The sequence below is a fragment of the Aeromonas rivipollensis genome, assembly GCF_010974825.1.
Classification (GTDB): Bacteria; Pseudomonadota; Gammaproteobacteria; order Enterobacterales; family Aeromonadaceae; genus Aeromonas; species Aeromonas rivipollensis.
This window is the reverse complement of record NZ_JAAILA010000003.1, coordinates 260043-273166: the sequence shown is the minus strand read 5'-3', so window position 1 is coordinate 273166 and position 13124 is coordinate 260043. Positions and strand designations below refer to the sequence as shown.

13 protein-coding genes are annotated in these 13124 nt (G+C 65.5%); 10 read left to right on the top strand and 3 right to left on the bottom strand.

From position 1 onward, the window contains the following. Positions 1-65 precede the first annotated feature (65 nt). From G4923_RS02120 to G4923_RS02110, 3 genes are all read right to left on the bottom strand, one after another. The gene (locus tag G4923_RS02120) at positions 66-794 is read right to left on the bottom strand and encodes an MgtC/SapB family protein (protein ID WP_025327670.1); all 729 of its coding nucleotides are present in this window, start codon (positions 792-794) and stop codon (positions 66-68) included. Between the two features lie 217 nt (positions 795-1011). Continuing rightward, positions 1012-1377: a hypothetical protein gene (locus G4923_RS02115; protein WP_163135335.1), complete on the bottom strand. Its 366-nt coding sequence runs from the start codon at positions 1375-1377 to the stop codon at positions 1012-1014. A gap of 365 nt (positions 1378-1742) precedes the next feature. Further along, positions 1743-1928 carry a YgaP family membrane protein gene (locus tag G4923_RS02110; protein WP_106886276.1) on the bottom strand — a complete coding sequence of 62 codons (186 nt, stop codon included), beginning with the start codon at positions 1926-1928 and terminating at the stop codon, positions 1743-1745. A 92-nt stretch (positions 1929-2020) separates the two neighbouring features. Here G4923_RS02110 and G4923_RS02105 point away from each other — a divergent pair, with 92 nt between their 5' ends. The 10 genes from G4923_RS02105 to G4923_RS02060 all read left to right on the top strand — a co-directional run bounded on the left by G4923_RS02105 (position 2021) and on the right by G4923_RS02060 (position 13041). After that, a complete protein-coding gene (locus G4923_RS02105; protein WP_163135333.1) occupies positions 2021-2335 on the top strand; it encodes an ArsR/SmtB family transcription factor in 315 nt (104 codons plus the stop codon). Beyond that, the gene (locus G4923_RS02100) at positions 2332-2745 is read left to right on the top strand and encodes a YeeE/YedE family protein (protein ID WP_163135331.1); all 414 of its coding nucleotides are present in this window, start codon (positions 2332-2334) and stop codon (positions 2743-2745) included. The genes G4923_RS02105 and G4923_RS02100 overlap by 4 nt, the downstream gene beginning before the upstream one ends. A 13-nt stretch (positions 2746-2758) precedes the next feature. Next, on the top strand, positions 2759-3205 hold the full coding sequence (locus G4923_RS02095; protein WP_163135329.1) for a YeeE/YedE family protein: 447 nt from the start codon (positions 2759-2761) through the stop codon (positions 3203-3205). A gap of 41 nt (positions 3206-3246) precedes the next feature. Further along, positions 3247-4281, top strand: coding sequence for an efflux RND transporter periplasmic adaptor subunit (locus tag G4923_RS02090; RefSeq protein WP_163135421.1), 1035 nt, complete (start codon positions 3247-3249; stop codon positions 4279-4281). After that, on the top strand, positions 4274-7435 hold the full coding sequence (locus G4923_RS02085; protein ID WP_163135327.1) for an efflux RND transporter permease subunit: 3162 nt from the start codon (positions 4274-4276) through the stop codon (positions 7433-7435). Before G4923_RS02090 ends, G4923_RS02085 begins: the two co-directional genes overlap by 8 nt. A gap of 82 nt (positions 7436-7517) precedes the next feature. Next, positions 7518-8657, top strand: coding sequence for an efflux RND transporter periplasmic adaptor subunit (locus G4923_RS02080; protein ID WP_163135326.1), 1140 nt, complete (start codon positions 7518-7520; stop codon positions 8655-8657). Next, positions 8650-9339 carry an ABC transporter ATP-binding protein gene (locus G4923_RS02075; protein ID WP_163135324.1) on the top strand — a complete coding sequence of 230 codons (690 nt, stop codon included), beginning with the start codon at positions 8650-8652 and terminating at the stop codon, positions 9337-9339. Before G4923_RS02080 ends, G4923_RS02075 begins: the two co-directional genes overlap by 8 nt. Further along, a complete protein-coding gene (locus G4923_RS02070; RefSeq protein ID WP_163135322.1) occupies positions 9340-10548 on the top strand; it encodes an ABC transporter permease in 1209 nt (402 codons plus the stop codon). A gap of 63 nt (positions 10549-10611) precedes the next feature. Further along, the gene (locus G4923_RS02065) at positions 10612-11811 is read left to right on the top strand and encodes an ABC transporter permease (RefSeq protein ID WP_163135320.1); all 1200 of its coding nucleotides are present in this window, start codon (positions 10612-10614) and stop codon (positions 11809-11811) included. Positions 11812-12024: 213 nt separating this feature from the next. Then, positions 12025-13041, top strand: coding sequence for a lipoate--protein ligase (locus tag G4923_RS02060; protein ID WP_163135420.1), 1017 nt, complete (start codon positions 12025-12027; stop codon positions 13039-13041). Positions 13042-13124: the final 83 nt, after the last annotated feature.

The window sequence follows — 13124 nt, the reverse complement described above, 5'->3', positions numbered from 1 at the left end:
TCATCACGTCTCATATGAAAAAGCCCCGCCAATACTGGCGGGGCTTTTTGCTGTTGGCTGCGGGCTCAATCCGTGGTGCTGGCACGCCAGAAGATCTGCTTGATGCGGGGATGCTCCCCCAGCGTCTTCATCAGGGCGTCCAGCTCGTCGCCGTCGATGGAAGTGGCGAGCAGCACAGCCGAGATCTCGATGTCCTGCTCCCCGAAGGGTTCTATATCCAGCTCGCTCAGGGGGTAGTTGGCCTGCTCCAGCTTCTGCTCCAGCCAGGGGAGCACCTCTTTCTGGTGAGTTCGGCGGATGAGCGCCGTCACGCGGTAGGTCACCTCGGTGTCGGTGTTGTCCACCGGATGACGGTTGATCTGATTGACCAGGGGGCGCAGCAGGGTGTTGGCCGCCAGCACAAAGAGCGCGCCGAGCACCGCCTCCATGGCGAAGCCGGCGCCGCTGGCCGCCCCCACCGCCGCCACACCCCAGAGGGTGGCGGCGGTGTTGATGCCGCGGATGTTGCCCGATTCGCGCATGATGACACCGGCGCCGAGAAAGCCGATGCCGGAGACGATATAGGCCACCACGTGCACCACCCCATAGCTGCCGCCGTGCAGGTCATAGATGCGCTGGGCCAGGTTGACGAAGAGGGCCGCCCCCACGGCGACCAGCACGTTGGTGCGAAGGCCGGCAGTGCGCTGGCGGTACTGGCGCTCCAGCCCGACCAGGCTGCCGAGCACGAAGGCGAGCAGCAGGCTGGCCAGGGTGTCGAGCAGGGCAAGCAGATCAAATTGTTGCCACATTCTCATGGGGTACTCCTTCTGATGAGTGATGGCTGCGCGCAATCCATGATGAAACGCCGCACAAGAGGGCTGAAAAACCCGGCGATGATTGTGCTGCTGGCCAGCAAAAAATGAAACACGGCGTGCGGGGCGTCCTCTGCGCATGCCCCATAGGGCGCCGCTGACAGTTCAGGGGGCCAGCATGGCCGGCCCCCTGAACGCTGGTTGACAGAGTATGGTGCTGTCAGGTGCGCTCGGGATCGCCACCGCGAGGGCGCAGTTCCCAGCGAACCGGGTGAGCAGCCCCGACCTGATGGACAAACTGCACCAGATAGCGGCGCTGGGGCGGGGTGCACCGCAGGTTGAGCACCAGCTCACGCCCGCCGCTGCGACCCGGTGTCATGGACTGCACCGGGTGCAGCCCGGCCGGTTGCAGAGTGTGGCTCACCATCTCCAGCACCTGATCCAAATCGGCGCGATCCTCGCAGCGGATCTGCAGCCGGTAGTGGTGCTGGCGCCGTTTGCCCCGCAGCCAGCGCGGCAACATGCCAAGGCCCAGCTTGTTCAGCAGGGGGTGAGTCGATACAGACTGGGTTGAAATCAAACGCATAGCAGCCTCCTTGTGGGAAGCAGAAACTATGCAGGCAAGGCGCCCATGGCAGTTGGCCAGGAGTCACCCGACGTCAAGTGTAAAAAGAGAAGAGGGGAGTGGATTTCCGCTTCTCGCAGGGCTGCGAGTTACGGCAGAGGGACTCTGCGGCTAGCTCGCGACCTGGGTGCCGACGACAGGAGTCGGCGTGGATCTGTCACTTGATGAGTTGCCCACCGACGGTCTCCGCTATTGATTAGAGGCGACATGGTAGCCGATACGGCCGCCGGGGTAAACCCTGGGCCCCCGGCAGCAACATATTGAAACAAAATGAGGTTTTAGCAAAAGGGAGCCCGAGCTCCCTCGTTATTATCGTCCGCTCGGGGCTATTTCATGCCCAGGCGCCTCAGGATCATGGCGGCGGGGCAGAAGCCGGTGAAGGCGCTCTGGATCAGGTTGGCCCCGACAAAGACGCTCAGCCAGACGAAGCCCGGGTGGACCCAGGCGGTGAGCAGCAGCGAGAGCAGCAAGATGCAGCCCGCGACCACTCTGACTCCGTTATCAACTGTCATGTCTCTCTCCCTTTTCTCTGTTATTTAGTAGTTGCTAATTTAGTGTTGATTTATACAATAGACTAAATATCAGCAATTGCTAATTTATGCTTATGAGCCCATTCGACGAGATGAACGGACACGCGACGGCCGCCGCCGCCCTGCTCAAGGCGTTGGCTCATCCCGAACGCCTGATGGTGCTCTGCCAGCTGGTGGAGGGGGAGAAAGGAGTCGGGGAGCTGCTTGCCCACAGTCAACTGGGGCAGTCGGCCTTCTCCCAGCAGTTGTCGGTGCTAAAGCGCCATGGCCTGATCCGTTCGCGCAAGGTCTCCCAGCAGATCTACTACTCCCTGGTGAGCGAGGCGGCCGCCGATGTGCTGGGGGCGCTGCAAACCCATTTTTGTCACGCAGATGAGGAAATTCGATGATTGAAAGCCAATGGCTGCTCTCTTTGGGCGGCGGCATGCTGGCGGGGCTGTCGGCCCTGATCCTGATGTTGTTCAACGGCCGGGTAGCCGGGATCAGCGGCATTCTGGCCGGTGCCCTGCAACAGCGGGCGCCCTGGCGGGTGCTGTTTCTGCTGGGGCTGGGGGCGGGCGCCTGGTTGGCGCTGACCCTGGACTGGGCCAGCATGCCTGCATTCACCAGCCTGCCCGGTTGGCCGGTGGTGTTGCTGGCCGGTCTGCTGGTGGGGATAGGCACCCGTCTTGGCAATGGCTGCACCAGCGGTCACGGCATCTGTGGCATGGGGCGGCTCTCTGTGCGCTCCATTGTCGCCACCCTGACCTTTATGGCGGCAGGCTTTATCACCGTCTTCGTCACTCATCATCTGTTGTAAGAGGCTGATCGCCATGAAGTTGCTGACAAGTTTGCTTGCGGGCCTGTTGTTCGGGCTGGGGATGGCCATCTCCGGCATGGTGGATCCCGCCCGGGTCACCGGTTTTCTCGATCTGGCGGGGGCCTGGGATCCCAGCCTCGCCTTCGTGATGGGGGGCGCCCTGCTGGTCTTTATGCCGGGTTATTTTCTGCTGGTGAAACCCCGTCGCCGGAGTCTGCTGGGGGAGCCCATAGTCGCCGTACCGGCCCCCAGGCTGGATCGCCGTCTGATCGGCGGGGCCGCGCTGTTTGGCATAGGCTGGGGGCTGGTGGGCATCTGCCCCGGGCCTGCTCTGAGCCTCATTTCCAGCGGTCAGCCCATGATACTGTTGTTCATTGCGGCCATGGTGGCCGGGATCCTGCTGGTCGATCGGGGGCTGGTGCGCGCATGGAACAAGGCTCGCCAGTCCCATACCGCCTGATCCCGTGAAGTGACTGATTACGCCAGGGAAGGAGAGTGATGATGGAAAACATCCGGTTGCTGGGTATCACCTTGCTGGTGATGACATCGCAGGCCATGACATCCGCCCTGGCCGCAGAAGGGGAGAGTCAGGCCCCGTTGACAGTAGCGCCACAGCCGGTGACCGACTGGCTGACGCTGGATGGTACCGTCAGTGCCATCAATCAGGGGACGGTGGCGGCCCAGACCAGCGGTCGGGTCTCCCGCATGCTGGTGGATGTGAACGACGAGGTGCAGGCGGGGCAGCCGCTGCTGGAGATTAGCGGCAAGGAGCAGTTTGCCGCCGTCACGGGTGCCGAGGCACGGCTGGCCCGGGCGCAGGCCCAGCAGGTGGAGGCCGAGCGCCAGCTCGCCCGCTTTCAGGCGCTGATCGCCAAGGGGGTGATCACCCGCGCCCAGCTCGATAACGCAGAGGCGACTGACCGCGCCGCCCGCGCCGAGGTCAATGCGGCCGAGGCGGCCCTCACCCAGGCCCGCGAGACTTACGGTTATACCCGCATTCTGGCCCCCTACGCAGGTGTGGTGACCAAACGGCTGGTGGAGCTGGGGGAGACGGTGGCCCCCGGCACCCCCCTGCTGTCGGGCTTCTCCCTCGACACCTTGCGGGTGGAGGTGGAGCTGCCCCAATCCGCCCTGACGCTCGCTCGCCAGCCTTCGGATGTGCAGGTGCTGCTGCCTGATGGCAACACCGTTACCCCGGTTAAACTGACCCGCTTCAACTACGCCGACAGCCAGAGCCACGCCTTCAGGTTGCGCCTCGACTTGCCGCCGCAAACCGCCGGGGTATTGCCCGGCATGTGGCTCAAGGTGCGGCTCAAACAGGGTGAGCGTCAGGTGTTGCAGGTGCCGGATCGCGCCCTGCTGCGGCAAGGGGAGTTCGACGGCGTCTATCTGCAGCAGCCCGCTGGCTGGGCCCTGACGCCGGTGCGGGTCGGCCACTGCATGGATGGGCAGTGCGAGATCCTGGCCGGGCTGCAAGCCGGCGACAAGCTGGCCCCCGATGCCTGGGCACAGCAGCAGGAGCTGGCCCATGAGTAACGAGCTGAACGGCAACAGGGAGAGGCTGGGGCCCGCCGGTCGGCTGGCGGCGCTGTTTCAGGGCTCGGCCATCACCCCGCTGCTGGCGCTGGTGGGGCTCTTGCTCGGCCTGTTTGCGGTGCTGGTGACCCCCAAGGAGGAGGAGCCGCAGATCGATGTCACCTTCGCCGATGTCTATATCCCCTTCCCGGGTGCCACTCCGGCTGAGGTGGAATCTCTCGTCACCACCCCTGCCGAGCAGGTGATCTCCCAGATAAAGGGAATTGATACCCTCTACTCTTTCTCCCAACCCGATGGCGCCCTGCTGGTGGTGGTGTTCAAGGTGGGTGTGAGCCGCGAGCAGGCCATCGTCGATCTCAACAACCAGCTCGACTCCCACCGGGACTGGCTGCCACAGGGGCTAGGGGTCGGTCAGCCACTGGTGAAACCCCGGGGGATCGATGATGTCCCCATCGTCAGTCTCACCTTATGGAGCAAAGAGGGGAGCAAGCAACTGGGCGCCCCCGAGCTGACCCGGGTCGCCCATGAGCTGGAGACCGAACTCAAGCGTATTCCCGGTACCCGCGATATCTACACGCTCGGCAGTCAGAGCGCCGTGCTGCGGGTGATGCCGGATCCGGCGGCCCTCAGCGCCCACGGCATCAGCTGGGGCGAGCTGAGCCAGCGGCTGGCCGCCGCCAATCAGGTAGGAACGACACAGGCCATCGAGCAAGATAACCGGGAGATCAAGGTACAGGTCGGGCAGTTCCTGCAAAGCGAGCAGCAGATCCGAGAACTGGTGGTGGGGCTGCACGACGGCAAGCCTGTCTATCTCGGCGATGTGGCAAAGGTCTCTCTGGGTCAGGAGACCCCGACCAAGCGCAGCTGGATGGGGCAGGGGGAGCAGAGCTATCCGGCGGTGACCCTGGCCATCGGCAAGCAGCCGGGCCAGAACGCGGTCGATGTGGCCAAGCGGGTGGAGGCGCGGGTCGAGAGTTTGCAGAACCGGCTGATCCCGGCTGGGGTCGAGGTAACGGTGACCCGGGACTACGGCGTCACCGCCGAGACCAAATCCAACACCCTCATCGGCAAGCTGATTTTTGCCACCACGGCTGTGGTGCTGCTGGTACTGGTGAGCATGGGCTGGCGCGAGGCGCTGGTAGTGGGGGTGGCCATCGTCATCACCCTGGCACTGACTCTCTTTGCCAGCTGGGCATGGGGCTTTACCCTCAACCGGGTGTCGCTCTTTGCGCTGATCTTCTCCATCGGCATCCTGGTGGATGACGCTATCGTGGTGGTGGAGAACATCCACCGTCATCGCGGTCTGGGCAAGGGGGCGCTCAAGGATCTTATTCCGGGGGCGGTAGACGAGGTGGGGGGGCCGACCATACTGGCGACCCTGACCGTGATTGCGGCACTGCTGCCGATGGCCTTTGTCAGCGGTCTGATGGGCCCCTACATGAGCCCCATTCCCATCAATGCCAGCATGGGGATGCTCATCTCCCTGCTGGTGGCCTTTATCTTCTCCCCCTGGCTGGCGAGCCATTTGCTCAAAGGGGAGGCGCAGGCTGCCCACGGTGAGGCCAAGGCCGGGCTCCTTCACCGGTTGATGACCCCTTTCCTGATCGGTGATGGCGCCAAGAGGGCTAGACGCAAACTCTGGCTGGTAGTGTTGCTGCTGGTCGGGGCGGCCGCCGCCATGCCGGTGGTGCAGTGGGTGGTGCTCAAGATGCTCCCCTTTGACAACAAGTCGGAATTCCAGCTGGTGCTCGACATGCCGGAAGGGGCGACCCTGGAGCAGACCGAGCGCACCCTGCTGGCGGTTGGGCGGGAGCTTGCCAAGGTGCCGGAGGTGAAGGATTACCAGATCTATGCCGGCAGTGCGGCCCCCATCAACTTCAACGGGTTGGTGCGCCACTACTTCATCCGCAGCGGCGCCAATGTGGGGGATATTCAGGTCAATCTGGTAGACAAGCATGAGCGGGATCGCAGCAGTCACCAGATTGCCCAGTCGGTCCGGGCACCGCTGCAGGCCATCGCCAGTGCGGCGGGGGGCAACCTCAAGGTGGTGGAAGTGCCCCCCGGCCCGCCGGTCTGGTCCTCCATAGTCGCCGAGATCTATGGCCCGACACCGGCCGCCCGTGAAGCGGCGGCGCGCGCCGTACAGGCCCGCTTTGTGGCCACCGCGGATCTGGTGGATGTGGATATCTATCTGACCGACCCGCAGCCCAAGTGGCGGCTGGTGGTGGATCGCAGCAAGGCGGCCCTGCTCGGGGTCGATCTCGGCGACCTGGTTAGCACCCTCAATGGCGGGGTGGGCTATCAGGATGCCAGCTGGCTGCAGGGGAACGGCGCCAAGTATCCGGTGCCAGTGCGCATCGAACTGGCCCCCGGTGACAAGCGGGATCTGGCGGGCGTGCTGGCTCTCAAGGTGCGCAGCCAGAGCGGCCAGCTGGTGCGAGTCTCCGAGCTGGTGAGTCGCAAAGGCGAGGTGGCCCCCAGCTACCTCATGCACAAGAACATGCAGCCCATGGTGATGGTGGTGGCCGACATGGGCGGCCACACCGACAGCCCGCTCTACGGCATGTTTGCCGCCGGTGCCGACATCGCGCTGCCCCAATATTACGTGCGGCAGCCCGACAAGCTGGGGGAGGTGGCGCTGTTGTGGGACGGGGAGTGGAAGGTAACCTACGAGACCTTCCGCGACATGGGCATTGCCTACGGGGTGGGGATGATCCTCATCTACCTGCTGGTGGTGGCCCAGTTCCGCTCCTATCTGGTGCCGCTCATTATCATGGCCCCCATTCCGCTCACCCTCATAGGGGTGATGCCGGGCCACGCCCTGCTGGGGGCGCAGTTTACCGCCACCTCTATGATCGGAATGATAGCGCTGGCCGGGATCATAGTGCGCAACAGCATACTGTTGGTGGACTTTATCGAACAGCAGCGAAGAGCCGGGATGGCGTTTGAGCAGGCGGTGATCGAGGCGGCGCAGGTGCGGGCCAAACCCATCATGCTGACGGCGCTGGCGGCCATGATAGGTGCCCTGTTCATCCTCGATGATCCCATCTTCAACGGACTGGCCATCAGCCTGATTTTCGGGATCCTGGTCTCCACCTTGCTCACCCTGGTGGTGATACCCTTGCTCTATTACGCCCTGCTCTCCCGACGCTGATGACGGGAGTCACTAGCTAAGGCGAAATGATGCCCTGCTCTCCCGTCAGTCGTGACGGGGGTCGATAGCGAAAGGATGCGCGATGAAGAGAGGCTGGCTGTGGTGGACGGCGGGCGCCGGGGTGGCGCTAGCGGCCCTGGCATTGTGGTGGTGGCCGCAGGCGACGCCGGTCAAGCTGGTGGCGGTCGGGCGGGGGGATGTGCTGGTGACCCTGGTCAACACCCGGGCCGGTACCATCAAGTCGTGCCAGCGGGCCGGGCTCAGTCTGCCCGGCGGCGGCGTGGTGGAGCAGATCGCCGTCAAGGCCGGGGACAGGGTGGCCAGGGGGGATCTGCTGCTGACCCTCTGGAGCGAGGACATTCGCGCCGATCTCAGCCGCGCCCGTGCCCAGCAGGCCCTCGGCAAGACCCAGCGCGAGGAGCGCTGCAGCGAGGCCACCTACTACGAGCGGGAGGCCCAGCGGTTGGCCACCCTGCTCGCCAAGAACCTCACCTCCCGCACCCTGGCCGAGCAGGCCCAGAACCTGGCCCATACCCGTCGCTATATCTGCCGTGCCTCCCGCCAGCAGGAGCGGGTCGACGAGGCGCTGGTCGCCCAGGTGGAGGCCCGCCTGGCCGAGCGCCGCCTGCAGGCCCCCTTTGCCGGCGTGGTGGCCGAGGTCAACAGCAAGCTTGGCGAATACATGACCCCCTCACCCCCAGGGGTGGCCATGCCCCCCGTCATCGATCTCATCGACGATCGCTGCCTCTACGTCTCAGCTCCCATAGATGAAGTGGATGCCGCCCGCCTCAAGGTGGGCCAGTCTGCCCGGGTCTTGCTCGACGCCATGCCCGGGCGCGACTTTGCCGCCACCGTCACCCGCATCGCCCCCTATGTGAAGGAGCTGGAGAAACAGGCCCGCACAGTGGAGGTGGAGGCGGTACTCACAGCCCCGCCCACCGACGTGCCCCTGCTTATCGGCTACAGCGCCGATCTCGAGGTGGAGGTGACCCGCGCCACCGATGTGCTGCGGGTGGCGGCCAGCAGCCGGGCCGACGATGGCAGCGTGCTGCGGCTGGAGGGAGATAAGCTGGTGCGGGTGCTGCCCCGCTGGGGTGTGGAGAACTGGAACTGGATTGAGGTGGCAGAGGGGCTCGCCGCCGGTGACCAGCTGGCGGCCCAGCCCGGCCAGATAGTCGGGGAGGGGCCCTTCAGTGCCGCCACGGAGCAGATGGATGAGTGAGCTCATTCGCCTGGATGCCGTCAGCCGTCGCTTCACCTTGGGGGGCACTGAGGTGGCGGCCCTCGAACACGTTTCTCTTCGGGTCGCCGAGGGGGAGTATCTGGCGGTGATGGGCCCCTCGGGCTCCGGCAAATCGACCCTGCTCAATGTGCTGGGGCTGCTGGACAGGCCAGACGAAGGGCAATACTGGCTGGGGGGCCAGGACATTGCCACCCTGTCAGAACCCGCGCTGGCCCAGTTGCGCGGCCATCGCATCGGTTTTGTGTTCCAGTCGTTTCACCTCATCCCCCGCCTCACCGCCCGTGAAAACGTCGAGCTGCCGCTGATGCTGTGCGGCGTCCTCCCCGCCGAGCGCCACCGCCGCAGCCAGCGTCTGCTGGAGGAGTTGGGGCTGGACAACCGGGCCGACCACAGGCCCGCCGAGCTCTCCGGTGGTCAGCGCCAGCGGGTGGCCATCGCCCGGGCCATGGCCATGGCGCCGCGCCTCATCCTGGCGGACGAGCCCACCGGCAATCTCGACTCCCGCTCCGGGGAGGAGGTGATCACCCTGCTCGAGGGGCTCAACCGGGAGCAGGGGATCACCCTGATGGTGGTGACCCACGATCCCCGCCTCGGCGAGCGGGCGGGCAGGCGGATCTCGATGGATGACGGCCGCATCAGCAGCGACAGCGGTGGGGGCTGAATGCGGCGCCCCGATGCTCTCCGCTTCGCCGCCGTGGCGCTGCTGCGCCAGCGCACGCGAGCGCTGGTATTGATCATGGCGGTGAGTCTGAGCGTCACCTCGGTGCTGCTGCTCACCGCGCTGGGGGAGGGGGCGAGGCGCTATGTGGCCGAGCAGTTCAGCTCCCTTGGCAAGGATCTGCTGGTGATGTTCCCAGGGCGCAAGGAGACCACAGGCGGGCTGCCGCCGGTCACCGGTAACAGCCTGAGGGAGATCACCCTGGATGACATGCACTACCTGGGCCAGCATCAACCCCAGCTCAGGCTGGTGCCGCTGGTGATGGGCTTTGCCGAGGCCAAGCAGGGGGCCCGGGTGCGCCAGACCATGCTGCTTGGCAGCAGCAACGGGCTGCGGCATACCCACGGACTTGAGCTGCTCTCCGGCCGCTGGCTGCCTGGGGATGCCGCAGAGGATCGACCGGTCGTCCTGCTCGGGGCCGTGGTGGCCCGGGAGCTGTTCGGTCAGGCCGATCCGGTCGGCCAGTGGCTGCGTTTTGACAATCGCCGCTTTCGGGTGGTAGGGGTCTTCACCAGCCAGAGCAGCAATCTGGGGATGGACATGGCCGAGGCGGCGCTGATCCCGGTGGGCAGCGCCATGGGGCTGTTCAATACCGAGGGGCTGTTTCGCCTGCTGATCCAGCCGCTGGACGGGCAAGCGGTGCCCCCGCTGGTAACGCGACTGGAGCTGCTGATGCAGGCGCGCCACGGGGTGCTCGATATAACTCTGGTAAGGCGCGACGCCATGCTGGCCACCTTCTCCACCATTCTGGCCACCCTCACCCTGGCGGTCGCCGGCATTGGTGCCATCAGCCTGCTGGTTTCCGGCATCATGATGATGAATCTGGCGCTCATCAGCACCCGCCAGCGCACCGGAGAGATCGGCCTGCTAAAGGCGCTGGGGGCCGACAGTCGCCAGATCCGCCAGCTGTTTTTGTGGGAAGCGCTGCTGCTGAGCGGCGGTGGCGCCTTCATCGGCACCCTGCTGGGCTATGCCCTGGTGGCCCTCGCCGCGCTGATCTGGCCCGGCTTCCCGGCGGCCGTGCCCTGGCTCGCGACCCTCTGCACCATACCGGCGGCCCTGCTGACCGGGCTTTTTTTTAGCTGGCTGCCCGCCTCCCGGGCGGCACGGCAGGATCCGGTCACCAGTCTGCGCAGCGGACAATGGAGTTGAGGCTGATGAATCTGATGGGGCGCGAGCCAGTGACCAACGTAGCGGACAATGGCGTGGTGGCCGATGCGCCTCGCTGATCTGCTGTTCTGGCTCTGGCGCGCCTTGCTGGCAGGGCGCAGCCGCAGCCTGTTGTCGGCGCTCGGCATCGCCATCGGGATCGCCTCTGTGACCCTGCTCACCGGCATAGGCGAGGGGCTCAGGCTCTATCTGCTCGACAGCTTCTCCCAGTTCGGTACACGCCTGATTGCCGTGACCCCGGGCAAGACCGAGACCGCCGGCGGCCCGCCCGGCATCCTCTCCAGCAGCCGTCCCCTGCTGCTGGAGGATGCCGACGCCCTCGCCAGATTACCAGGAGTAGAAGCGGCGCTCCCTGTGGTGCAGGGGCAGGGAGAGGTGCGCAGCCGCGGACTGACCCGCAGCACCGCCATTCTGGGCACAGGCTCGGCGGCGCTCTCCGGCTGGCGCCTCACCCTGGTGCAGGGGCGTTTTCTGCCCGCAGATGACAGTGCCATGCCCCGCGCCTATGCGGTGCTGGGCGCCAAGGTGGCGGCTGAGCTGTTTCCCGGTGGCGATGCGCCGGGGAGTCTGCTGCGGGCCGGGGATCGCCGCTTTCGGGTGGCCGGGGTGCTGGCTCCCAAGGGACAATTTCTCGGCTTCGATCTGGATGACATGATCTATCTGCCTGCCGCCCATGCCCAGGCGCTGTTCAACAAGGAGGGGTTGCAGGAGATAGACGTCATCTATGGCGCCGGGCAGTCGGAGCCCGAGATCACAGCCCAAATCCGGCGGGTGCTGATCGCTCGCCACGGCGCCGAGGATTTTACCCTCACCTCCCAGCAGGACATGCTGACCAGCCTCGACAAGATACTCTCCATCATCAAGCTGGCGGTCGGTGGGCTGGGGATCATCTCGCTGCTGATCGGGGCGGTCGGCATCTTCAGCATCATGAGCATCGCCCAGCAGGAGCGGATCCCCGAGGTGGGCTTGTTGATGGCGCTGGGCTGCCCACGGCGCCGCATATTGCTGCTGTTTCTGCTGGAGGCCGTGGTGCTGGCACTGCTGGGGGGAGCCATGGGGCTGGCCCTGCTCGGGGGGCTCAAGCTGTTGTTCGCACTGCTGGCGGCCGGCTTGCCGCTCAGCCTGCATCCCCTCTATCTCTTGCTGGCCCTGGGGTGCAGCGCCCTGGTCGGTCTGCTGGCCGGGGTCGCTCCCGCCCTGCGGGCGGTGCGCCTGGACCCCGTGGTCGCCCTGCGGGGTGACTAGGCGACTACCTCCCTAATCTGCAAGAGGCGCCGCTCTTGAACGGCTTGACGTGGTCGAGAGCGATGAAGATGAGGGGCGGGCTCCCGCTGGTGCGTCTCTTTTAGCCGCTGGTCAGGGCTTGGGTTATCTCGGATGTCAGGGGACGACGCCCCGGGAGCAGGGTGTTATGGTAATCTCCCCCTTTTCCAATGAGGTCCCCCTATGTCTCCTCGCATCTCTCCGTTACGCCTGCTCGTTTCCGACTCTCAGGATCCCCTGTTCAACCTGGCGGTGGAGGAGTGCATCTTCCGCCAGATGGATCCCGCCCAGCGGGTGCTCTTCCTGTGGCGCAACGCCAACACCGTGGTGATAGGCCGGGCGCAGAATCCGTGGAAGGAGTGCAACACCCGCCGCATGGAAGAGGACGGCGTGACCCTGGCGCGGCGCAGCAGCGGGGGCGGGGCCGTGTTTCACGATCTCGGCAACAGCTGCTTCACCTTCATGGCGGGCAAGCCCGGTTATGACAAGAGCGTCTCCACCGCCATAGTGCTGGATGCCCTCAGGCGACTGGGGATAGCGGCCTTTGCCTCGGGGCGCAACGATCTGCTGGTGGCCACGGCGGACGGGGATCGCAAGGTGTCGGGTTCGGCCTACCGGGAGACCCAGGATCGCGGCTTTCACCACGGCACCCTGCTGCTGGACGCAGACCTCGGCCGACTCGCGAACTACCTCAACCCCGACCCCAAGAAGCTGGCGGCCAAGGGGATCACCTCGGTGCGCAGCCGGGTGGCCAATCTTTGCGAGCTGCTGCCGGGGATAGATCACCAGCAGGTGAATGACGCCCTCATTGAGGCCTTCTTCCACTACTACGGTGAGCGGGTAGCGCCCGAGCATATCTCCCCCGAGCAGATGCCGGACCTGCCCGGCTTCGCCGAAACCTTCGCCCGCCAGCGCAGCTGGGAGTGGAACTTCGGCCATGCCCCGGCGTTCAGCCATCAGCTGGACGAGCGTTTCGGCTGGGGCGGGGTGGAGCTTCATTTCGACGTGGAGAAGGGGGTGATAGGCCGGGCGCAGATCTTCAGCGACAGCCTGGATCCGGCGCCCCTGGATGCCCTGGCCGAGCGGCTGGTGGGGGCGCCCTACAAGCCTGAGGCGATGGCGGCGCTGCTGCACTCGCTGATGGGGGATTTCCCGGCCAGGGCCCATGAGCTGGCGGAGCTGGAGGCCTGGCTGGTGACTGCCCTGCGCTAAGGGGCATGACCCGGATCACGAAACGGAGCACGGGCTCCGGCGCCAGGGTGCCGCCAGCCCCCGACTGCCGTGGTCATGATAAA

Coding starts and splice junctions, on each gene's coding strand:
- G4923_RS02105 (WP_163135333.1), top strand. CDS start 2,021: ATGAGCCCATTCGACGAGATGAACGGACACGCGACGGCCGCCGCCGCC.
- G4923_RS02115 (WP_163135335.1), bottom strand. CDS start 1,377: ATGCGTTTGATTTCAACCCAGTCTGTATCGACTCACCCCCTGCTGAAC.
- G4923_RS02080 (WP_163135326.1), top strand. CDS start 7,518: ATGAAGAGAGGCTGGCTGTGGTGGACGGCGGGCGCCGGGGTGGCGCTA.
- G4923_RS02065 (WP_163135320.1), top strand. CDS start 10,612: ATGCGCCTCGCTGATCTGCTGTTCTGGCTCTGGCGCGCCTTGCTGGCA.
- G4923_RS02090 (WP_163135421.1), top strand. CDS start 3,247: ATGGAAAACATCCGGTTGCTGGGTATCACCTTGCTGGTGATGACATCG.
- G4923_RS02120 (WP_025327670.1), bottom strand. CDS start 794: ATGAGAATGTGGCAACAATTTGATCTGCTTGCCCTGCTCGACACCCTG.
- G4923_RS02085 (WP_163135327.1), top strand. CDS start 4,274: ATGAGTAACGAGCTGAACGGCAACAGGGAGAGGCTGGGGCCCGCCGGT.
- G4923_RS02075 (WP_163135324.1), top strand. CDS start 8,650: ATGAGTGAGCTCATTCGCCTGGATGCCGTCAGCCGTCGCTTCACCTTG.
- G4923_RS02100 (WP_163135331.1), top strand. CDS start 2,332: ATGATTGAAAGCCAATGGCTGCTCTCTTTGGGCGGCGGCATGCTGGCG.
- G4923_RS02070 (WP_163135322.1), top strand. CDS start 9,340: ATGCGGCGCCCCGATGCTCTCCGCTTCGCCGCCGTGGCGCTGCTGCGC.
- G4923_RS02110 (WP_106886276.1), bottom strand. CDS start 1,928: ATGACAGTTGATAACGGAGTCAGAGTGGTCGCGGGCTGCATCTTGCTG.
- G4923_RS02095 (WP_163135329.1), top strand. CDS start 2,759: ATGAAGTTGCTGACAAGTTTGCTTGCGGGCCTGTTGTTCGGGCTGGGG.